Genomic DNA, 20,303 nt, shown 5'->3' on the forward strand with positions numbered 1-20,303 from the left:
GCGAAGATCCGGCACCATGCGAGTAGTAGTACAAAATGACAAAAGTAAGGACAAATGCAGAGTGTGGTGGAGGAGAGCCGCAGTCCGGGGCGGGCTGGCCGCGCTCGCCGTGGGCGCCGTCGTCTCCGGCTGTACGGTGCCGGGCGCGGAGCCGGAGGTCCGGCCGGCCCCTGGCCAGCAGCGCCTCCAGGGGCCCGCCGAGGCCCTGGACTCCTACGCCTCCCGGCTGCGTGCCTCCCGCGCCGCCCTGGCCGCCGCCGCCGAACGCTGGGGCCTGGACCGGGTGCCCCTGACACCCCCGCCGCCCCCGGCCCGCAAGCCGAGGATCACCGCCCGCGACGGTTTCGAGGTCGACGGCCAGGAGGAACTGGACCTGCCCCCGGTCTTCACCACCATCCCCACCAAGCAGAAGGTCGTCTTCCTCACCATCGACGACGGCGCCGAGAAGGACCCGGCGTTCCTGCGCATGATGAGCGACCTGAAGATCCCCTATACCGCGTTCCTCAGCAACTACCTGGTCGAGGACGACTACGGCTACTTCCGGAAGATGCAGGCCAGGGGCATCACCCTCAACAACCACACCCTCACCCACCCCTATCTGCCGGGCCTGTCCTACGAGGAGCAGAAGGACGAGATCTGCGGCATGCAGCGGATCATGCGCAAGCAGTTCGGCAAGCGCCCGGCCGTCTTCCGCCCGCCCTACGGCAACTACAACCGCGACACCCTTGTCGCCGCCAAGTCCTGCGGCATCCAGTACGCGCCCATCTGGGACGAGGAGGTCTTCGTCGACCACTGGGAGTACCGGGAGGACGACCAGAGCCTGCACCCCGGCGACATCGTCCTCTCCCACTTCCGGGGACGGGACGACTGGAACGGCACGATGCCCGACATGGTCCGCCGGTTCCTGGACAAGGTCACCCGCGAGGGGTACGCGGTGGCCCGCCTGGAGGACTACCTGTGAGGCGGCGGTGGCGGCGACCCCGGGCACTGACCGCCGCCGCTCTCACCGGGGCCGCGCTCCTCCTCACCGGCTGCGCCCAGTCCGTCGACCCCATCGAACGGCTCGGCGAGAAGGCGGCCCAGCGGGTACGGCAGCACGCGCCCGCCCGTGACCTCGCATACCGCCACTGGGGCCTGCGCGCTCCCCTCGCCCCGGCCCCCAACCCCCCGGCCCGCCCGCTGGCCCGCCCCCTGGCGCCCGGGACGGCGGGCCCGCCCCTGCCCCCGGTCGTGGACCGCGTCGCCACCCGCGACAAGGTCGTCTTCCTCACCTACGACGACGGCGCCGAGAAGGACCCGCACTTCGTCGACCTGGTCCGCGACCTGCGCCTGCCGGTCAGCATGTTCCTCACCGACAGCGTCGTCGGCCCCGGCTACGGCCACTTCGCCCGCCTCCGCTCGGTCGGCGCCGGCGTCCAGAACCACACCCTCGACCACCCCGCCATGGCCGGACTGCCCTATGCCGGCCAGCGCGCCGAAATCTGCGGCCAGCAGGAGAAACTCAGAGCCCGCTTCGGCATCCGCCCCCGCCTCTTCCGCCCGCCCTACGGCATGTACGACACCACGACCCTGCGCGCCGCCGCCGACTGCGGAGTCTCGGCGGTGGTCCTCTGGCGCGTGTCCTCGACGACCGGCGCCCTCACCTACGCCAGGGGCGACCACCACCTCCGCCCCGGCGACATCATCCAGGTGGGCCCCGACGAGTCCACCGGCCCCACCCTCAAGGAACGCACCCTCCGGCTCTTGCGCCGGGTACAGGCGGAGGGCCTGACGGTGGGCCGTTTGGAGGACTACCTCTGACGGCACCCACCGGCGTCGGAGGCCGGGGCCGCTGCCGTCCGCTTGGGCTGGTGCCGGTCGGCCGGTCCGGCGGGCCCATCCGGTGTTCGAGGCGGAGGCCGATGCCGTCGCTCAGCCCCTCCAGCCCGTCCGGCGGTTGAGGACGAGGCCGTTCAGGCCGAAGCGGGGGTCCGGGGGCGCAGCCCCCAGCAGGCGGCCTCTGCCACCCGGGCAACCAACCCGCACACACGCACGACAAAAGGCTCCCCGCCGCTGACGCGCCGCACGGTAATTGGCACTCCGCTTGACCGAGTGCTAACCGCAGTCATAGTCTCGGCTCTGGCACTCCCCCCTGGAGAGTGCCAAACAAGCGACGGGCAGGTCCGGCACCCGCGACGACGGATCGACCTGGTCGCCACCTCAGACAGTTAACCCCGTGAGATCTCCGAAGGGGGAGGTCGGATCGTGACGACCGCCAGCTCCAAGGTTGCCATCAAGCCGCTCGAGGACCGCATCGTGGTCCAGCCGCTGGACGCCGAGCAGACCACGGCCTCTGGCCTGGTCATCCCGGACACCGCCAAGGAGAAGCCCCAGGAGGGCGTCGTCCTGGCCGTGGGCCCGGGCCGCTTCGAGGACGGTAACCGTCTTCCGCTCGACGTCTCTGTCGGCGACGTCGTGCTGTACAGCAAGTACGGCGGCACCGAGGTGAAGTACAACGGCGAGGAGTACCTCGTCCTCTCGGCTCGCGACGTGCTCGCGATCATCGAGAAGTAGTTCACCCCGAAACATCTGCTGTGAGCTGCGCCCCTGGCCCCCGCGACCAATAACAAGCCGGGCGCCCGGGGCGCAGTTTCTTTTCACCTAGATTTCCGAGAGGGCTCACGCTCCCATGGCGAAGATCCTGAAGTTCGACGAGGACGCCCGTCGCGCCCTCGAGCGCGGCGTCAACAAGCTCGCCGACACGGTCAAGGTGACGATCGGCCCCAAGGGCCGCAACGTCGTCATCGACAAGAAGTTCGGCGCCCCGACCATCACCAACGACGGTGTCACCATCGCCCGTGAGGTCGAGATCGAGGACCCGTACGAGAACCTCGGCGCCCAGCTGGTGAAGGAGGTGGCGACCAAGACCAACGACATCGCGGGTGACGGTACGACCACCGCCACCGTGCTGGCCCAGGCGCTCGTCCGTGAGGGCCTGAAGAACGTCGCCGCCGGCGCTTCTCCGGCCGCCCTGAAGAAGGGCATCGACGCCGCGGTCAAGGCCGTCTCGGACGACCTGCTCGCCTCGGCCCGGCCGATCGACGAGAAGTCCGACATCGCCGCCGTCGCCGCGCTGTCCGCCCAGGACCAGCAGGTCGGCGAGCTCATCGCCGAGGCGATGGACAAGGTCGGCAAGGACGGTGTCATCACCGTCGAGGAGTCCAACACCTTCGGTCTGGAGCTGGACTTCACCGAGGGCATGGCCTTCGACAAGGGCTACCTGTCGCCGTACTTCGTGACGGACCAGGAGCGCATGGAGGCCGTCCTGGAGGACCCGTACATCCTCATCAACCAGGGCAAGATCTCCGCGATCGCCGACATGCTCCCGCTCCTCGAGAAGATCATCCAGGCGAACTCCTCGAAGCCGCTGCTGATCATCGCCGAGGACGTCGAGGGCGAGGCCCTCTCCACCCTGGTCGTCAACAAGATCCGCGGCACCTTCAACGCGGTCGCCGTCAAGGCCCCCGGCTTCGGTGACCGCCGCAAGGCGATGCTGCAGGACATGGCGGTCCTCACCGGCGCCACGGTCATCTCCGAGGAGGTCGGCCTCAAGCTCGACCAGGTCGGCCTGGACGTGCTCGGCTCCGCCCGCCGCGTCACCGTCACCAAGGACGACACCACGATCGTCGACGGTGCCGGCAACTCCGCGGACGTGCAGGGCCGCGTCGCGCAGATCAAGGCCGAGATCGAGAACACCGACTCCGACTGGGACCGCGAGAAGCTCCAGGAGCGCCTCGCGAAGCTGGCCGGCGGCGTGTGCGTGATCAAGGTCGGCGCCGCCACCGAGGTGGAGCTGAAGGAGAAGAAGCACCGCCTGGAGGACGCCATCTCCGCGACCCGCGCCGCGGTCGAGGAGGGCATCGTCTCCGGTGGTGGCTCCGCGCTGGTGCACGCCGCCAAGGTCCTCGAGGGCAACCTCGACAAGACCGGCGACGAGGCCACCGGTGTCGCCGTCGTCCGCCGCGCGGTCGTCGAGCCGCTGCGCTGGATCGCCGAGAACGCCGGCCTGGAGGGCTACGTCATCACCTCCAAGGTCGCCGAGCTCGACAAGGGCCAGGGCTTCAACGCCGCCACCGGCGAGTACGGCGACCTGATCAAGGCCGGCGTCATCGACCCGGTGAAGGTCACCCGCTCCGCCCTGGAGAACGCCGCCTCCATCGCCTCCCTCCTGCTGACGACCGAGACCCTGGTCGTCGAGAAGAAGGAAGAGGAAGAGCCGGCCGCCGCGGGCCACGGCCACGGGCACGCCCACTGACGTACGCCGGTAAGTGGTGAGTGAAGGCCCGGCACCCCCTCGGGGGTGCCGGGCCTTCGCCCAAGGGATCCGGCAAAACGGACACCCTCGCTGTGGAACGCCTGTGCGGCAAGATGGGGGCATGATCCGTGCTGCGCGAATTTTGCCGCTGTTAGTCATCCTCCCCGCGCTGGTTACCGGCTGCGGTACCGAGAAGGCGGGTGCCGGAACCGCGGGCTCCACGTCCCCCACTCCGGACACGTCCGAACTAGACGCCCGTGTCCGGGCGTTGGGCGTGGCACCCGAACTCGTCTACGTCACCCGGGTATCCGGATTCACTCCCGCCCAGCAGTCCGTCGGAGTGAACGGGGATGACGGTTTCTCCGTCTCCTACTGGTCGAAGGACGGCGGCGTCCTCCACCTCTACGTCGACGGAGGCGCGGTGGCCGCCGCTGCCTGCCCGAAGCAGGAGGAGTGCGCGGAACCGGAGAAGGGTCAGAAGGTGCACATCAGCGGCGAGAACGTCTCCCGCAAGGTCCTGCGCGAGGCGGCCCACGCCGTTCACCGCCCCTCCGCCACGGAGCTTGCCGCGCTGCTGCCGTCACCAGCGCCGACGCCGACCGAGCCGGTTCGGCGGGGGGACCTTCCCTCGTACGGGGACGGCGCACCCGACAACAGCGTGGGGGAGGGCGGTTAGGGCCGGGACCGTCGATGAACTGCGGTGCTTCAAGAGCAGCTACAGCGCGGGCAATGGCGGCGACCGGGTCGAGGTCGCGGACGCCCGTACGGCCGTGCTGGTCCGTGACTCCAAGCGGCCGGCGGAGGCGTTCCTCTCCGTCGGCGCCGACGAGTGGGCGGCGTTCGTACGGATAGATGGCAGCGCGGTTGATGGGAGAAGCCCCCGTCCCGATGCGGAACGGGGGCTTCTCCCTGCGGACGTGAGCTACCGCTCCAGCGCGTCCAGCGCCCCCAGCTGCTGCATCAGGCCCAGCTGGTCGTGCTGCCACCAGGTCTCCGCGATCTTCCCGTTGTCGCCGAACCGGAACAGGGTCGTCCCTGTCATGGTGACCTGCTTGCCGGTGGGCGGGATTCCCAGGAAATCGCCCTTGTGCGTGGCGTTCAAGGTCCAGCGCGCACAGACCCGGTCGCCCTGGGCGATCACGTCCTCGACCGTGAACGTGAAGTCGAAGGCACCGCGCCACATCCGGTACTCGCTCCGGGCGGAGTCCAGCCCGATCGTGTCCTGCGGGTTGATCGGATCGTGGCTGTGGATGTCCTCGTCCAGCAGGTCGTTGAGCGGCGGCAGGTCGCCCGCGGTCGCCAGCGTCTCGAAGAACCGCCGGACGGTCTCCGTGGACAACTGCTCGTCCCGTACCACGTCCAGATCGGTGAAGGTGGGCATCTCGTCGCACAGGGCGACCATCTCCCGGAAGATATGGTCGGTCTCCGGGAGGTTCGAGTTCCGCATCGCCTCCTCGTACGACGGGAACTCCACCACTTCGACGATGTGCGACGCGTCCGAGCGGTCCTTGCCGACCACCGCGTGCGTCGCGGTCCGCTTCCCCTTGGTCTGCTCGACCCAGTCGTCCATGAGCCGGTTCATCTCGTCCAACCGGCTGGTCCTGCACTCGATGAGCTGTACGAAGGTCATGACGCCGCCTCCGGCCCCCCTGGTCCGGTTCCGTCACGCCCATTTTCGCACCGGAGCGGCGGCGTCACCCGTCCGCTACTGGGGCCCGTACTTGCGCCCCGTCTTCGAGGTGATACCGCCCAGCAACCCGCGCGGGGCCATCTTCACCAGGCCCATCAGTGCCTTGTAGCGCGGGTCCGGGATGGACAGGGACTTGCCGCGCGCCAGATCGGCCAGCGCCGCCGCGACCAGCTTGTCCGCGTCCAGCCACATCCAGTTCGGGATGTTGTCCGTGCCCATCCCGGCCCGCTCGTGGAACTCCGTGCGTACGAAGCCCGGGCACAGCGCCATCAGCCGTACGCCGCTGCCCGCCAGGTCCCTCGCCGCGCCCTGCGTGAACTGCACGACCCATGCCTTGGACGCGCCGTACGTGCCGCGCGGCACGAAGGCCGCCACCGAGGCCACGTTGACCACGCCGCCGCGCCCGCGCTCCCGCATCGCCTCGGCCGCCGCCGAGGTCAGCCGCAGCACCGCCTCGCAGTGCACCTTCAGCATCCGCAGCTCGTCGGCCATGGACACGTCGAGATAGTGGCCCTTGTTGCCGAAGCCCGCGTTGTTGACCAGCAGATCGACCGGGTTCCTGCGGTCGCCGAGGCGGGCGGCCACCGCCTCGATGCCGTCGTCCGTCGCCAGGTCGGCGGTGAGCACCTCGGCCTCGATGCCGTGCCGGTCGTGCAGCTCGGTCGCCTGCTCGCGCAGCCGTTCGGTGTCCCGCGCCACCAGGACGAGGTCGTGCCCGTCCGCCGCCAGCCGCCGCGCGAACGCGGCGCCGATGCCCGCGGTCGATCCCGTAATCAGAGCCGTTGTCATGGCCCAAGGGTAGTTACCCGGACGGATGGCGTCCGCTCAGCGTACGGACCCCGACGATCGTGCAGGTCCGAAGCGGACACGCCGCGTTCACGTCGGCTCAGGAGGCGTATGTCGCCACGTACTTCCGCGCCTGCTCCAGCGACTCCGGGTGCAGGGCGGAACCCGCCGCGAGCAGCCGCGGCAGCAGCTCCCGCTCCGTCGTCACCGCGCGGAACTGCAGGGCGACCGTCACCTCGTGCTCCGGGCGGTGCACGATCTCGATCGGGTCGCCCGCCTGTATCTCACCCGGCTCGATCACCCGGAGGTACGCACCCGGCGCACCCTTCCGCGTGAACCGTCTGACCCAGCCCCGCTCGCCCAGATGGCCCTGAAACGTACGGCACGGAATACGCCCGCAGGTCACCTCCAGGAGCACCTCGGTACCGATCCGCCAGCGCTCGCCGATCAGCGCGCCGGAGACGTCCAGGCCGTCGGTGGTGAGGTTCTCGCCGAAGGAGCCGTTGACCAGCGTCCGGCCCAGCTCGCGCGCCCAGGCGTCGAGGTCCTCGCGCGCGACGGCGTACACCGCCTGGTCGTCGCCGCCGTGGTGGCGCTTGTCGCCCACCGAGTCCCCGGCGAGCCCGCTCCCGCCCACGCCCTTGGGTCCCGGCGCCGCGACCCGCACCGGCCCGTCCGCCGGGCGCTTGTGGATGGCGGTCAGGCCCTGGGGCTGGTCCGTGTAGGGCACGGGCCGGGGACGGCCCAGGTTCACCGAGAGCAGCTTCATGGCCGCACGGTACGGGAACCCACTCAAAGTGTCGACGCATTATTCGGCGCCTCACCCAAGCCGGGCTTATGCTCAGAGGGTGATCGAGGCCCGTCATCTCCGCGTCCTGCGTGCCGTCGCCGCCACGGGCTCCTTCTCGGCGGCGGGCCGCGCACTGGGCTGCACCCAGCCCGCCGTCAGCCAGCAGATGAAGGCCCTGGAGGCCTCGGTCGGCACCCCGCTGCTGATCCGCAGCGGCCGGGAGATGCGGCTGACCCAGGCCGGCGAGGCGCTCGTGCGGCACGCCTCCGGGATCCTGGCCGGGCTCACCGCGGCCGAGGAGGAGGTCGCCGCGATCGCCGGGCTGCGGGCGGGCCGGGTCCGGCTGGTCTCCTTCCCCAGCGGCAGCTCCACGCTGGTCCCCACCGCCCTGGCCGCCCTGCGCGCCGCCCATCCCGGCACCCGGGTCTCTCTGGAGGAGGCCGAGCCCCCCGCGTCCGTCGAACTGCTCCGGGAGGGCGACTGCGACGTGGCACTCGCCTTCCGGTACGAGGGGGCCACGGGCGCCGAGGAGTGGGACGACCTCGTAGTACGGCCGCTGCTGACGGACCGCCTGGTCGGCCTGGTGCCCGAACGGCACCGCCTCGCGCGCGCCGAGTCGGTCGCCATCGGCGAGCTGGCCGGGGAGCCGTGGATCGCGGGCTGCCCGCGCTGCCGGGGCCAGCTGGTGGAGGTCTGCGAGAGCGCGGGATTCACACCCCGCATCGACTTCGCCACCGACGACTACCCGGCGGTGGTCGGCCTGGTGGGCGCGGGTCTGGGCGTCGCCGTCCTGCCTCAGCTCGCGATCGAGTCCGTACGGCCCAGGGGTGCCCGCGCGGTCGCCCTGGAACCGGCGGTGCGCCGGGAGATCGTCGCGCTCACCCTGCCCGACCTGGCCCAGGTGCCGGCGGTGGCGGCCACCCTGGAGCAACTGGCCCGCGCGGCGAGCCGCTGAGACTCCGCCCGGCAAAAATCAGGGGCACGCGTACGCGTGCCCGGAGTAGCGGAGCGATGGTGCACGTGGGTGCAGAAACGTTCCTTCAAGTGTTCGGGGCGGTGTCCCCGCTGGTCGACGACGCCGACACCAGTCGGTTCCGTGCCCGCCCCATGAGTTCTTCGCGCTCGTCCTCGGTCAGGCCGCCCCACACCCCGTACGGCTCGCGCACCGCCAGGGCGTGTGCCGCGCACTGGGCGCGGACCGGGCACCTCATGCAGACCTCCTTGGCCGAGTTCTCTCGAGCGCTCCGAGCCGCCCCGCGCTCGCCCTCCGGATGGAAGAAGAGCGAGCTGTCGACCCCGCGGCAGGCAGCCAGCAGCTGCCAGTCCCACAGGTCCGCGTTCGGTCCGGGAAGGCGGGAGAAATCTGCCATTGCGTGACCCCTTGTAGCCGTTCTGGGCGGATACGGTGCCAACGACCGTACATCTCCGGTCTAAGGAGATGAAAATATGACTCATTGCGAATCTAGCTCCAAACACCGAAAAACGGGAAGAAAAAGGGCTAAATGGGTCATAGGTTGTGATGAAAAGTTGAGGGTAGGCCGGGCATGTCTGCACCGTGTCGGCTCCCTCACGTAGAGTGCCGAAGATGGCACGCAGCCCCGTAACTCTTTCGAGTGACCGTCGTTGAGAGTGCGGAGGCGGTTGAAAACACAAGCGCTCGGGCAGGCGTCCGAGACGGTCGACCGCACAGGTGACGATTTCGTACCAGCCTGGAGGCTCAAGGTGACGCGCATCAGCTGCGGAGGGCGGCCATGACATCCGTCCTCGTCTGCGACGACTCCCCGCTTGCCCGAGAGGCGCTGCGCCGCGCGGTCGCGACCGTGCCCGGCGTCGAGCGCGTGACGACCGCGGCCAACGGCGAGGAAGTCCTCCGCCGCTGGGGCGCGGACCGCTCGGACCTGATCCTGATGGACGTGCGCATGCCCGGACTGGGTGGCGTCGAGACCGTGCGCCGGCTGCTGTCCGCCGACCCGGGCGCGCGCATCATCATGCTCACCGTCGCCGAGGACCTCGACGGCGTGGCCCTCGCCGTCGCCGCCGGCGCCCGGGGCTACCTGCACAAGGACGCCTCCCGCGCGGAGCTGCGCGCCACGGTGACCCAGGCCCTCGCCGACCCGACCTGGCGCCTGGCCCCCCGCCGGCTGCGCTCCGCCGAGATGGGCGCCGCGCCCACCCTCACCGCGCGCGAGATCCAGGTCCTGGAGGGCATGAGCCACGGCCGCTCCAACGCCGAGATCGGCCGCGAGCTGTTCCTCTCCGAGGACACCGTCAAGACCCACGCCCGACGCCTGTTCAAGAAGCTCGGCGCCTCGGACCGGGCGCACGCGGTCGCGCTCGGCTTCCGGTGGGGACTGGTCCGGTAGGGCGGTGAGCCTCGAGGGTAGGGCGGTCAGCTTCAAGGCCCCGTCGCCGCATTCCGGCCTGCCCGGCGACGCCTGGCACGCACTCATCCGCGGGCGGACCCCCGGATGCGGTGCCGAACCCGGCGGGGGTGCGGACAGTCCGGAGCTCCCCGCCTGCCGCACGGCGGGCGGGGCCGAGCGATCCCGGGGGCGTGCGGGCACGCCCTCGTGTCGTACGTCCCCGGAACCGCCTGGCAGCGCGGTCCCTCGGGTGCCCGCTGCTCGTTTCGCCGCGGATGCCGCATCCTTGAGGTGTGGAGTTCCTCGGGGACGAGTCGGTCGAGCGGAAGGGGAGGGCGCAGGGGATGAGTTCCGGCGCACCTGCTCATAACGCTTCGGTGCACAACGAAGGGCGCGGGGCCACGGACCAGACGGCCGCAAGGCACCATGGACCGATGCGCGACGACGAGGCGGGCACGGCTCAAGGGGCGATCGGTGCGCTCGTACATCGCGCCGTCGACGGGGACGAGCAGGCCACGCACGACCTGCTCGCCCATGTGCACCCCCTGGCGCTGCGCTACTGCCGCACCCGGCTGTCGCGGCTCCCGGGCGACGCGCGCCACTTCGTCGAGGACCTCGCGCAGGAGGTCTGCGTCGCGGTCCTGCTCGCCCTGCCGCGCTACCGGGACACCGGCCGCCCCTTCGAGGCGTTCGTCTTCGCCATCGCCTCGCACAAGGTCGCCGACCTCCAGCGCGCCGCGATGCGCCACCCCGGTTCGACGGCCGTCCCCTCGGACGAGATGCCGGAGCGCCCGGACGACTCCCTCGGCCCCGAGGAGCGCGCCCTGCTCAGCAGCGACGCCGAGTGGGCGAAGAAACTACTGGCCAACCTTCCCGAGAACCAGCGCGAGCTGCTCCTGCTGCGTATCGCGGTGGGCTTGACGGCGGAGGAGACGGGCCAGATGTTGGGAATGTCACCCGGGGCGGTCCGGGTGGCTCAGCACCGGGCGCTGAGCCGGCTGCGGGCCCTCGCGGAGCAGTAACAGCGGGGCCGTAAGCGCCTTCTCTGAACAGGCGGCCGGTCGACTCCGTACGAACATACGAAGCCCGGAGTCGTCCAGTTCCGTGGAATTTGACGGCCGCGCTTCCCGTTAGCATGGACATCCGCACCGATCAAGGCCATTTGGGGAAGGTGTCATGACTGCCAACGTCGACGGAGTGCCCGGTAAATTCGCGACACTCGGGCTGACCTACGACGACGTGCTGCTGCTGCCGGGCGCATCCGAGGTGCTCCCCAACGCGGTCGACACCTCGTCCCGCATCTCCCGCAACGTCCGTGTCAACATCCCGCTGCTCTCGGCGGCGATGGACAAGGTGACCGAGTCCCGCATGGCGATCGCGATGGCCCGCCAGGGCGGCGTCGGCGTGCTGCACCGCAACCTCTCCATCGAGGACCAGGTCAACCAGGTCGACCTGGTGAAGCGCTCCGAGTCCGGCATGGTCACCGACCCGATCACGGTGCATCCGGACGCGACGCTGGCCGAGGCCGACGCCCTGTGCGCCAAGTTCCGCATCAGCGGTGTACCCGTCACCGACGGCAACAAGAAGCTGCTCGGCATCGTCACCAACCGGGACATGGCCTTCGAGACCGACCGCTCCCGCCAGGTGCGCGAGGTCATGACCCCGATGCCGCTGGTCACCGGGCATGTCGGCATCTCCGGCACCGACGCTGTCGAACTGCTGCGCCGCCACAAGATCGAGAAGCTTCCCCTCGTCGACGACGCGGGGGTCCTCAAGGGCCTGATCACGGTCAAGGACTTCGTCAAGGCCGAGAAGTACCCGAACGCGGCGAAGGACGCCGAGGGCCGCCTGCTCGTCGGTGCCGCCGTCGGTGCCAGCCCTGAGGCACTGGAGCGCGCCCAGGCGCTCGCCGAGGCGGGTGTGGACTTCCTGGTCGTGGACACCTCGCACGGTCACAACAGCAACGCCCTGAACTGGATGGCGAAGATCAAGTCGAGCGTCCACGTCGACGTGATCGGCGGCAACGTCGCCACCCGCGACGGCGCCCAGGCGCTCATCGACGCCGGTGTCGACGGCATCAAGGTCGGCGTAGGACCCGGCTCGATCTGTACCACCCGTGTGGTCGCCGGCATCGGCGTCCCGCAGGTCACCGCCATCTACGAGGCGTCCCTCGCCGCCCGCCCGGCCGGCATCCCGCTGATCGGTGACGGCGGCCTGCAGTACTCCGGCGACATCGGCAAGGCGCTGGCCGCCGGTGCCGACACGGTGATGCTGGGCAGCCTCCTCGCGGGCTGTGAGGAGTCGCCCGGCGAGCTGCAGTTCATCAACGGCAAGCAGTTCAAGTCCTACCGCGGCATGGGCTCGCTCGGCGCCATGCAGTCCCGGGGCCAGGGCAGGTCGTACTCGAAGGACCGCTACTTCCAGGCCGAGGTCGCCTCCGACGACAAGCTCGTGCCCGAGGGCATCGAGGGCCAGGTGCCCTACCGCGGCCCGCTGGGCAACGTGCTGCACCAGCTCGTCGGCGGTCTTCGCCAGACCATGGGCTATGTGGGCGCCGCCACCATCGAGGAGATGGAGTCCAAGGGCCGCTTCGTCCGGATCACCTCCGCGGGCCTGAAGGAGAGCCACCCGCACGACATCCAGATGACGGTCGAGGCGCCGAACTACAGCCGCAACACGTGACCCTCACGCGCGCGTGAGGCATCACAGGGGCGGTCCCGGAGCATCCGGGGCCGCCCCTGTCGTACGCGTCGGCGATACTGGAAGGCGCTGCAACGCATTCGTGGAAAGGCCACAGACGTGACTGAGATCGAGATCGGGCGCGGCAAGCGCGGCCGCCGGGCGTACGCCTTCGACGACATCGCCGTCGTCCCCAGCCGCCGTACGCGGGACCCGAAGGAGGTCTCGATCGCCTGGCAGATCGACGCCTACCGCTTCGAGCTGCCCTTCCTGGCCGCTCCCATGGACTCGGTCGTCTCCCCGGCCACCGCGATCCGCATCGGTGAGCTGGGCGGCCTGGGCGTGCTGAACCTCGAGGGCCTGTGGACGCGGTACGAGGACCCGCAGCCGCTGCTCGACGAGATCGCCGGGCTGCCCGCCGAGGCCGCGACCCGGCGCCTGCAGGAGATCTACGCCGCTCCCATCAAGGAGGAGCTGATCGGCGCGCGCATCAAGGAGGTGCGCGACTCCGGCGTGGTCACCGCCGCCGCGCTCTCCCCGCAGCGCACGGCCCAGTTCTCCAAGGCGGTCGTGGACGCGGGCGTGGACATCTTCGTCATCCGGGGCACGACGGTGTCGGCGGAGCACGTCTCGTCCTCGCACGAGCCGCTGAACCTGAAGCAGTTCATCTACGAACTCGACGTCCCGGTGATCGTCGGCGGCTGCGCCACCTACACCGCCGCCCTGCACCTGATGCGTACCGGCGCGGCGGGCGTCCTGGTCGGCTTCGGTGGCGGCGCCGCGCACACCACGCGCAACGTGCTGGGCATCCAGGTCCCGATGGCCACGGCCGTGGCCGACGTGGCCGCCGCCCGCCGGGACTACATGGACGAGTCCGGCGGCCGGTACGTGCACGTGATCGCGGACGGCGGCGTCGGCTGGTCCGGCGACCTGCCCAAGGCGATCGCCTGCGGCGCCGACGCGGTCATGATGGGCTCCCCGCTGGCCCGCGCCACGGACGGGCCCGGCAAGGGCCACCACTGGGGCATGGAGGCCGTCAACGAGGAGCTGCCGCGCGGCAAGAAGGTCGCCCTCGGCACGGTCGGCACCATCGAGGAGATCCTCACCGGCCCGTCCCACTTCCCCGACGGCTCGATGAACTTCTTCGGCGCCCTGCGCCGCGCCATGGCCACGACCGGCTACAGCGAGCTCAAGGAGTTCCAGCGGGTCGAGGTGACGGTGGCGGACAGCCAGCACAAGCGGTGACCCGTACGACGGGATAACGGATCCGAGCGCGAATGGGCCCGTCCACACGCGGTGGACGGGCCCTTGGCGTGCCTGCGGTCAGGCCGCGGCCTTCTTGGCGCCCGAGAACGCGGCGAACGCGGCGATCGCGAAGAAGAGGAAGGTCAGCGGGTCGGCGTCCTCCTTCCAGGCCTCCTGGACGAGGCTGAAGTGCTGGAAGAACAGCTCGTTGAAGCCGACGCCGATCTGGTCCGCGCCGATCATGGCCTCGCCGACCAGCTGGCCGATGTAGACCGAGCCCAGCGCGAGCACGGCGCTGACGACGGCGAGGGCGGGGTTGCGGCCGCCGGCCTTGCCCGCCGCGAGACCGATGACGAAGCCGACGCCGACCGCCGCCCAGCCGATCTCGTGCTTGGTGAGGCCGATGACGACGCCGTAGAGAGCGGCGGCGACCAGGGCGGCACCGAGGGCGGCCGCCAGGCCGAGGCCGACGTTGTCCCTCCGGGGCGCGGGCGGCATGGGCGGTGCGGGCACGGCACCCGGCGGGACGGCGCCCGGCTGCGGGGCGTACGGCGCTCCGGCGGGTGCGTTCTGGGCGTACGGGTTGCCGTCGGACGGCTGGGGCTGGGACTCGGAGTGCGGTGGCGGAGCTGACTGGCTCATGACAGGTATCCCCCCAGGGTGTGGCAGAAGTGGACGGCGAAGCCGGAGATGCGCGCACGCCTGTGCGACGAGTGGGGAGAGTAGCAGGCCTCGGCGACAACGCCAGGGGTCTTTCGCCTTCAGAGACGGTGCGCGGCCCCCGTGGGCGTCGCCCCGCGTGTGTCCAGCAGCAGCTGGGCCTTCACCGACAGGCCCTGGAGGTCGTACGTCCGGTGCTGCTGGAGCAGGATCGTGAGGTCGGCGTCGGCGGCGGCCTCGTAGAGGGAGTCCGCGCGCGGGACCGGGCGGTCCAGGACGCTCCAGGAGCCGACGTGCGGGTCGTGGTAGCTGACGGAGGCGCCCAGCTCCATCAGCCGTACGGCGATCTCCTGCGCCGGCGTCTCCTGCTGGTCGGCGAGGTCGGCCTTGTAGGTGACGCCGAGCAGCAGCACGCGCGCGCCGCGGGCCGACTTGCCGTGCTCGTTGAGGAGGGCGGCGGCGCGCTGGACGACGTACCGGGGCATCCGGCTGTTGACCTGCTGGGCCAGTTCCACCATGCGCAGGTTGCGGCTGGTGTGGCCGGTCAGGTCCTGCGCGAGGCCGTGCCCGCCGACGCCGGGGCCCGGCCGGAAGGACTGGAAGCCGAACGGTTTGGTCTCCGCGCAGCGGATGACGTCCCACAGGTCGACGCCCAGGTCGTGGCAGAGCACGGCCATCTCGTTGACGAGTGCGATGTTGACGTGCCGGTAGTTGGTCTCCAGCAACTGCACCGTCTCCGCCTCGCGGGGTCCACGCGCGCGTACCACCTTGTCGGTGAGCCGTCCGTAGAAGGCGGCGGCCGACTCGGTGCAGGCCGGGGTGAGGCCGCCGATGACCTTGGGGGTGTTGGCCGGGGTGAAGTCTCGGTTGCCGGGGTCGACGCGGCTGGGCGAGTAGGCGAGGTGGAAGTCGCGGCCCGCGCGCAGCCCCGAGACCTCCTCCAGCAGCGGGCGCAGGAACTCATCGGTCGTGCCGGGGTGCACCGGCGACTCCAGGATCACCGTGGTGTGCGGGCGCAGCCGCTGGGCCAGCGTGCGGGCGGCCGCCTCCACCTGGCCGAGGTCGAGCCCGCCGTCCGCGCCGCGCGAGGTCGGCGCGCAGATCACGGCGGTGCGCACCCGGCCCAGCGCGGCCGGGTCGTCGGTCGGCCGGAAGCCCCCCGAGAGCATCCGGCGCAGTTCGGCGGGGCTGAGGGAGCCGGACTCGGGGCCGGTGGTGTATCCGAGTGTGGAGATGCCGGCGGCGACGGCGGCCTGGGCCAGGGGCAGGCCGTAGGGGCCGAGTCCGATGACGGCGAGGTCTGCGGGCATGGGGCGTGAGCCGTCCTTCCCAGTAGCCGAAGCGGGACAGGTGCGCAAGCCCGGCGGACGGGATGGACGAGCGCAATGTCAGACTAGGAGTAAATATGACCTTGATGCGGGATTGCGTTCTTGTGTCTTGTGCTGGTCACGCGTCGGTTGTCCACAGGCTGGGGGTGACTGGTGGCTGAAGTGGGGCAAGCCGGTCAGAATTCTGGGCATGGGGGAGACGAACCGGGCTTCGCCCACCGGGTGCGGCCTACGCGATCGATGACGGAGAGCGGGAGGCAGCGGTGAGGACAGCGACACTGGGGCCGGCGCAGCGCGCCGAGTCACTGGCGGCCATGGCCGAGCGTGAGCTGGACGTACTGGTCGTCGGCGGTGGAGTGGTGGGCGCGGGCACCGCGCTGGACGCCGTCACCCGCGGCCTGTCCACGGGACTGGTCGAGGCCCGCGACTGGGCGTCGGGCACCTCCAGCAGGTCCAGCAAGCTCATACACGGCGGCCTGCGCTATCTGGAGATGCTCGACTTCGCCCTCGTCCGCGAGGCCCTGAAGGAACGCGGCCTGCTGCTGGAGCGGCTCGCCCCGCACCTGGTCAAACCGGTGCCTTTCCTGTACCCGCTCCAGCGCAAGGGCTGGGAGCGCCTGTACGCCGGGTCGGGCGTCGCCCTCTACGACGCCATGTCGATGGCCCGAGGCCACGGCCGGGGCCTGCCCCTGCACCGCCACCTGACCCGCGGTCAGGCCCTGCGGGTGGCCCCCGCCCTGCGCAGGGAGGCACTGGTCGGCGCCCTGCAGTACTACGACGCCCAGATGGACGACGCCCGCTACGTGGCGACCCTGGTGCGCACGGCGGTGTCGTACGGCGCCCACGCCGCCAACCGCGCGCGCGTGACCGGGTTCCTGCGCGAGGGCGAACGGGTCGTCGGCGCCCGGGTGCAGGACGTGGAGGGCGGCGGCGAGTACGAGATCCGCGCCAAGCAGGTCGTCAACGCCACCGGCGTGTGGACCGACGACACCCAGGCGATGGTGGGGGAGCGGGGACAGTTCCACGTCCGCGCCTCCAAGGGCATCCACCTGGTCGTGCCCAAGGACCGCATCCACTCCACGACCGGCCTGATCCTGCGCACCGAGAAGTCCGTCCTGTTCGTCATCCCGTGGGGCCGGCACTGGATCGTCGGCACCACCGACACCGACTGGGACCTCGACAAGGCCCACCCCGCCGCCTCCAGCGCCGACATCGACTACCTCCTCGAACACGTCAACTCGGTCCTCGCGGTGCCCCTGAGCCGCGACGACGTCCAGGGCGTGTACGCGGGGCTGCGCCCGCTGCTGGCCGGCGAGTCCGACGCCACCAGCAAGCTGTCGCGCGAGCACACCGTGGCGCATCCGGTGCCGGGCCTTGTGGTCGTCGCGGGCGGCAAGTACACGACGTACCGGGTGATGGCGAAGGACGCCGTCGACGAGGCGGTGCACGGGCTCGACATGCGGGTCGCCGAGTGCGTCACCGAGGACGTCCCGCTGCTGGGCGCGGAGGGCTACCGGGCGATGTGGAACGCGCGCGCCCGAATAGCCGCGCGGACCGGGCTGCACGTGGTGCGCGTGGAGCACCTGCTGAACCGGTACGGGTCGAACGCCGAGGAGGTCCTGGACCTCATCGCCGCCCATCCCACGCTCGGCGCGCCGTTGCAGGCCGCCGACGACTATCTGCGCGCCGAGATCGTGTACGCCGCCTCGCACGAGGGCGCCCGGCACCTGGACGACGTGCTCACCCGCCGCACCCGCATCTCCATCGAGACCTTCGACCGCGGCACCCGCAGCGCCCGCGAGGCCGCCGAACTGATGGCGCCGGTGCTCGGCTGGGACAAGGACCAGATCGAGCGCGAGGTCCAGCACTACGAGAAGCGGGTGGAGGCCGAACGGGAGTCGCAGCGGCAGCCGGACGACCTGACGGCGGACGCGGCGCGGTTGGGGGCGCCGGACATCGTGCCGTTGTAGGCCGGCGCCCTGTGTCACCCGAACGGGTGCAGGGAACCGGGGTCTTCGTTCGCGGCCGGCTCGTTCCACGGACGGCGGGGGCAGAACTCGGCCGCGAGTACGGGCGGTTCCGGGGTCCGGGCTCCGCGATCGCGGCCGGGTTCACACGGAAAGTGAGGACACGAAATCCCCGAATGCCGAACACGCACGTCATTCGGTCCCCGGGTGCGCGGGGTCCGGGGCGCGGTGACGGGCACCCTGGGCGTGGAGCACTTGTCGGGTGAGGGACAATGGAAGCTCTGTCAGGGCGGGTTGCATGAGGGGACGCATGTCGGAGGCGGAGCGGGCGGGGACATCCCGTCAGGAGACTCGTCAGGACAAGAGCGAGCGTCTTCTCGCCGGGCGGTACCGGCTGGGGGACGTACTCGGCCGCGGCGGCATGGGCACGGTGTGGCGTGCCGAGGACGAGACCCTCGGCAGGACGGTGGCCGTCAAGGAGCTGCGGTTCCCGTCGAACATCGACGAGGACGAGAAGCGGCGCCTGATCACGCGCACCCTGCGTGAGGCCAAGGCGATCGCGCGGATCCGCAACAACAGCGCGGTGACGGTCTTCGACGTGGTCGACGAGGACGACCGGCCGTGGATCGTGATGGAGCTGGTCGAGGGCAAGTCCCTCGCCGAGGTCATCCGCGAGGACGGCGTGCTGGAACCGAAGCGTGCCGCCGAGGTCGGACTCGCGATCCTCGACGTGCTGCGCTCGGCGCACCGCGAGGGCATCCTGCACCGGGACGTGAAGCCGTCCAACGTGCTCATCGCCGAGGACGGCCGGGTCGTGCTCACCGACTTCGGCATCGCGCAGGTCGAGGGCGACCCGTCCATCACCTCCACCGGCATGCTCGTCGGCGCGCCCTCCTACATCTCGCCGGAGCGCGCCCGCGGCCACAAGCCCGGCCCCGCGGCCGACCTGTGGTCGCTCGGCGGCCTGCTGTACGCGGCGGTCGAGGGCGCGCCGCCGTACGACAAGGGGTCGGCCATCGCCACGCTCACCGCGGTGATGACCGAGCCGCTGGAGGAGCCCAAGAACGCCGGCCCGCTCAGGGACGTCATCTACGGGCTGCTCACCAAGGACCCGGCCAAGCGCCTCGACGACGCCGGCGCGCGGGCCATGCTCAACGCGGTGATCAACGCGCCCGCGCGGGAGGCGATGGACGCCACCCGGGTCGTTCCCCTGCCGGCCCAGCCCGACGGCGCCGCCGACAAGGGCGATGCGGACAAGGCCGGTTCGGCGGGAGCCGGCGCCAAGCGGGGCGAGGAGGCCGCGGAGAGGCTGCGCGGGGCGCTGCGTTCCGTGCGCAAGGCCGCGGTCGCGGCGGGAGCGGCCACTTCGGCGGCCGCGTCCCGGACGAAGACCGGCAACGGCGGCGACGCCACGACCGGGGCGGCTTCGGCGTCCGGTGGCGCGACTTCCGGGAGTGCGGGTGCCGGTCGTGCGGGCGCCGCCGGTGCGTCCGCCGCGTCCGGGGCGTCGCGTGCGTCCGGGGCTTCGTCGGCGTCCGCGCCGGCGCCGGGGCCGCGGTCGGACGACGGGGTGAAGAAGCCGAGTTCGGGGTGGCCCGTGGTGCCGCCGCCGGACCTGGATCTGCCGCCGAGGCCCGTGCCCAGGGCGCCGCTGACCGACGTGGTGCCCAAGCGGACGCTGGTGATCATCGCGGTGGTCGTGGTGCTCGCCGTGCTCGGTACGGTGCTGGCTCTGACGCTCGGTGGTGACGACAGCGACTCCAAGGGCGCGAAGAGCGGCGGCGCCAAGGCCGTGGCGAGTGCGAGCCCGAGCGCCGACACCAAGAAGAACTCCACCGGCGGCACCCGTACGGACGGTGACAACTCGTCGGCCGGCAAGGCGGGTTCGGGTACGGGGTCGGGGACGGCGGCGAGTGCGGGCGCGACCGTGTCCGGCAGCGGGGACAGCGGGTCGTCGGGCTCCGGTGGCGTCGGGAGCGCGCCGGCGGTGTCGACGCACAAGGGACATCAGGGGTACTCGATCGGACTGCCCAAGGGCTGGAAGTACCAGTCCACCAGTACCGCGGGGGACCGTTTCACCGGACCCGACGGGCAGAAGCTGCTCGTCGCCTGGACGAACGCGCCCAAGGACGACCCGGTGGCGGACTGGAGGCACCAGGAACGCGCCATGGTGCGTGCGCAGTACAAGCGGATCCGGATCGAGGAGGTGGACTACCGCGGCTGGGACACGGCCGACTGGGAGTTCACCTACGTCGAGGGCGGGACGAAGTACCGGACCATCGACCGCGGCTTCGTCGTCAACAGCCATCAGGGCTACGCGCTCATGTACACCGCGAAGGCGGCCACGTGGGGCGGCGAGCTGCGCAAGGACACCTGGAAGACGCTGACGGAGTCCTTCCAGCCCAAGAAGTGAGCCGGGCGGGCCCGGGTTCGGGGCGGGAGAATCCGTCATCCCTCGTTGCAGGTTGCCTCCGGCACGTATCGTGAGTGGTTGCGGACCG

General features: G+C 70.9%; 18 protein-coding genes and 1 pseudogene. 13 read left to right on the plus strand and 6 right to left on the minus strand.

What is annotated here, in order from left to right:
- Positions 1-16: 16 nt before the first annotated feature.
- The 6 genes and pseudogenes from ACIBBH_RS36110 to ACIBBH_RS36135 all read left to right on the plus strand — a co-directional run.
- On the plus strand, positions 17-961 hold the full coding sequence (locus ACIBBH_RS36110) for a polysaccharide deacetylase family protein (protein WP_399412110.1): 945 nt from the start codon (positions 17-19) through the stop codon (positions 959-961).
- Positions 958-1,800 carry a polysaccharide deacetylase family protein gene (locus ACIBBH_RS36115; protein WP_399412112.1) on the plus strand — a complete coding sequence of 281 codons (843 nt, stop codon included), beginning with the start codon at positions 958-960 and terminating at the stop codon, positions 1,798-1,800. The genes ACIBBH_RS36110 and ACIBBH_RS36115 overlap by 4 nt, the downstream gene beginning before the upstream one ends.
- Positions 1,801-2,244: 444 nt before the next feature.
- Positions 2,245-2,553, plus strand: coding sequence for a co-chaperone GroES (gene groES / locus ACIBBH_RS36120; RefSeq protein WP_014178834.1), 309 nt, complete (start codon positions 2,245-2,247; stop codon positions 2,551-2,553).
- Positions 2,554-2,668: 115 nt separating this feature from the next.
- On the plus strand, positions 2,669-4,294 hold the full coding sequence (gene groL / locus ACIBBH_RS36125; RefSeq protein ID WP_399412114.1) for a chaperonin GroEL: 1,626 nt from the start codon (positions 2,669-2,671) through the stop codon (positions 4,292-4,294).
- Positions 4,295-4,568: 274 nt separating this feature from the next.
- Positions 4,569-4,970: a hypothetical protein gene (locus ACIBBH_RS36130; protein ID WP_399412116.1), complete on the plus strand. Its 402-nt coding sequence runs from the start codon at positions 4,569-4,571 to the stop codon at positions 4,968-4,970.
- A pseudogene (locus tag ACIBBH_RS36135) lies at positions 4,858-5,130 on the plus strand (DUF397 domain-containing protein); the annotation flags it as partial. The gene ACIBBH_RS36130 and the pseudogene ACIBBH_RS36135, both read left to right, overlap by 113 nt.
- 86 nt (positions 5,131-5,216) lie before the next feature.
- Here ACIBBH_RS36135 and ACIBBH_RS36140 read toward each other — a convergent pair.
- The 3 genes from ACIBBH_RS36140 to ACIBBH_RS36150 all read right to left on the minus strand — a co-directional run bounded on the left by ACIBBH_RS36140 (position 5,217) and on the right by ACIBBH_RS36150 (position 7,539).
- Complete coding sequence (locus ACIBBH_RS36140; RefSeq protein WP_399412118.1) at positions 5,217-5,924, minus strand: ester cyclase; 708 nt, start codon at positions 5,922-5,924, stop codon at positions 5,217-5,219.
- 75 nt (positions 5,925-5,999) lie between these two features.
- Positions 6,000-6,773, minus strand: a complete 774-nt coding sequence (locus ACIBBH_RS36145; protein ID WP_399412121.1) for an SDR family NAD(P)-dependent oxidoreductase — start codon at positions 6,771-6,773, stop codon at positions 6,000-6,002.
- A 97-nt stretch (positions 6,774-6,870) separates the two neighbouring features.
- The gene (locus ACIBBH_RS36150; RefSeq protein WP_399412122.1) at positions 6,871-7,539 is read right to left on the minus strand and encodes an MOSC domain-containing protein; all 669 of its coding nucleotides are present in this window, start codon (positions 7,537-7,539) and stop codon (positions 6,871-6,873) included.
- Positions 7,540-7,618: 79 nt separating this feature from the next.
- Here ACIBBH_RS36150 and ACIBBH_RS36155 point away from each other — a divergent pair, with 79 nt between their 5' ends.
- Positions 7,619-8,515, plus strand: coding sequence for a LysR family transcriptional regulator (locus ACIBBH_RS36155; protein ID WP_399412124.1), 897 nt, complete (start codon positions 7,619-7,621; stop codon positions 8,513-8,515).
- Between the two features lie 85 nt (positions 8,516-8,600).
- On the opposite strand, the gene ACIBBH_RS36160 is transcribed toward ACIBBH_RS36155, so the two are convergent.
- The gene (locus ACIBBH_RS36160) at positions 8,601-8,930 is read right to left on the minus strand and encodes a WhiB family transcriptional regulator (protein WP_399412126.1); all 330 of its coding nucleotides are present in this window, start codon (positions 8,928-8,930) and stop codon (positions 8,601-8,603) included.
- Positions 8,931-9,311: 381 nt separating this feature from the next.
- On the opposite strand from ACIBBH_RS36160, the gene ACIBBH_RS36165 reads away from it, so the two are divergent.
- The 4 genes from ACIBBH_RS36165 to ACIBBH_RS36180 all read left to right on the plus strand — a co-directional run bounded on the left by ACIBBH_RS36165 (position 9,312) and on the right by ACIBBH_RS36180 (position 13,847).
- Positions 9,312-9,923: a response regulator transcription factor gene (locus ACIBBH_RS36165; protein WP_003948568.1), complete on the plus strand. Its 612-nt coding sequence runs from the start codon at positions 9,312-9,314 to the stop codon at positions 9,921-9,923.
- A 434-nt stretch (positions 9,924-10,357) separates the two neighbouring features.
- On the plus strand, positions 10,358-10,945 hold the full coding sequence (locus tag ACIBBH_RS36170; RefSeq protein WP_067119558.1) for a sigma-70 family RNA polymerase sigma factor: 588 nt from the start codon (positions 10,358-10,360) through the stop codon (positions 10,943-10,945).
- Positions 10,946-11,099: 154 nt separating this feature from the next.
- Complete coding sequence (guaB, locus tag ACIBBH_RS36175) at positions 11,100-12,605, plus strand: IMP dehydrogenase (protein ID WP_399412129.1); 1,506 nt, start codon at positions 11,100-11,102, stop codon at positions 12,603-12,605.
- A 117-nt stretch (positions 12,606-12,722) separates the two neighbouring features.
- A complete protein-coding gene (locus ACIBBH_RS36180) occupies positions 12,723-13,847 on the plus strand; it encodes a GuaB3 family IMP dehydrogenase-related protein (RefSeq protein WP_399412131.1) in 1,125 nt (374 codons plus the stop codon).
- A 78-nt stretch (positions 13,848-13,925) separates the two neighbouring features.
- Here the strand turns inward: ACIBBH_RS36180 and ACIBBH_RS36185 are convergent, their stop codons facing one another.
- A complete protein-coding gene (locus ACIBBH_RS36185) occupies positions 13,926-14,489 on the minus strand; it encodes a hypothetical protein (RefSeq protein ID WP_399412133.1) in 564 nt (187 codons plus the stop codon).
- Positions 14,490-14,608: 119 nt separating this feature from the next.
- Complete coding sequence (locus ACIBBH_RS36190) at positions 14,609-15,817, minus strand: nucleotide sugar dehydrogenase (protein ID WP_399412135.1); 1,209 nt, start codon at positions 15,815-15,817, stop codon at positions 14,609-14,611.
- A 281-nt stretch (positions 15,818-16,098) separates the two neighbouring features.
- Here ACIBBH_RS36190 and ACIBBH_RS36195 point away from each other — a divergent pair, with 281 nt between their 5' ends.
- Together ACIBBH_RS36195 and ACIBBH_RS36200 are read left to right on the plus strand one after the other, a co-directional pair.
- On the plus strand, positions 16,099-17,805 hold the full coding sequence (locus ACIBBH_RS36195) for a glycerol-3-phosphate dehydrogenase/oxidase (RefSeq protein ID WP_399412137.1): 1,707 nt from the start codon (positions 16,099-16,101) through the stop codon (positions 17,803-17,805).
- Positions 17,806-18,112: 307 nt separating this feature from the next.
- Positions 18,113-20,215 (plus strand): serine/threonine-protein kinase, encoded by a 2,103-nt coding sequence (locus tag ACIBBH_RS36200; protein WP_399412175.1) that lies wholly within the window; start codon positions 18,113-18,115, stop codon positions 20,213-20,215.
- Positions 20,216-20,303: the final 88 nt, after the last annotated feature.

It is taken from the genome of Streptomyces sp. NPDC051636 (genome assembly GCF_044453765.1).
GTDB lineage: Bacteria > Actinomycetota > Actinomycetes > Streptomycetales > Streptomycetaceae > Streptomyces.

What these genes read in the sequence shown, in the direction of transcription:
- ACIBBH_RS36140 (WP_399412118.1), bottom strand. Translation starts at nt 5,924, where the DNA reads ATGACCTTCGTACAGCTCATCGAGTGCAGGACCAGCCGGTTGGACGAG.
- ACIBBH_RS36200 (WP_399412175.1), top strand. Translation starts at nt 18,113, where the DNA reads ATGTCGGAGGCGGAGCGGGCGGGGACATCCCGTCAGGAGACTCGTCAG.
- ACIBBH_RS36190 (WP_399412135.1), bottom strand. Translation starts at nt 15,817, where the DNA reads ATGCCCGCAGACCTCGCCGTCATCGGACTCGGCCCCTACGGCCTGCCC.
- groL (WP_399412114.1), top strand. Translation starts at nt 2,669, where the DNA reads ATGGCGAAGATCCTGAAGTTCGACGAGGACGCCCGTCGCGCCCTCGAG.
- ACIBBH_RS36185 (WP_399412133.1), bottom strand. Translation starts at nt 14,489, where the DNA reads ATGAGCCAGTCAGCTCCGCCACCGCACTCCGAGTCCCAGCCCCAGCCG.
- ACIBBH_RS36170 (WP_067119558.1), top strand. Translation starts at nt 10,358, where the DNA reads ATGCGCGACGACGAGGCGGGCACGGCTCAAGGGGCGATCGGTGCGCTC.
- ACIBBH_RS36160 (WP_399412126.1), bottom strand. Translation starts at nt 8,930, where the DNA reads ATGGCAGATTTCTCCCGCCTTCCCGGACCGAACGCGGACCTGTGGGAC.
- ACIBBH_RS36145 (WP_399412121.1), bottom strand. Translation starts at nt 6,773, where the DNA reads ATGACAACGGCTCTGATTACGGGATCGACCGCGGGCATCGGCGCCGCG.
- guaB (WP_399412129.1), top strand. Translation starts at nt 11,100, where the DNA reads ATGACTGCCAACGTCGACGGAGTGCCCGGTAAATTCGCGACACTCGGG.
- ACIBBH_RS36150 (WP_399412122.1), bottom strand. Translation starts at nt 7,539, where the DNA reads ATGAAGCTGCTCTCGGTGAACCTGGGCCGTCCCCGGCCCGTGCCCTAC.
- ACIBBH_RS36110 (WP_399412110.1), top strand. Translation starts at nt 17, where the DNA reads ATGCGAGTAGTAGTACAAAATGACAAAAGTAAGGACAAATGCAGAGTG.
- ACIBBH_RS36165 (WP_003948568.1), top strand. Translation starts at nt 9,312, where the DNA reads ATGACATCCGTCCTCGTCTGCGACGACTCCCCGCTTGCCCGAGAGGCG.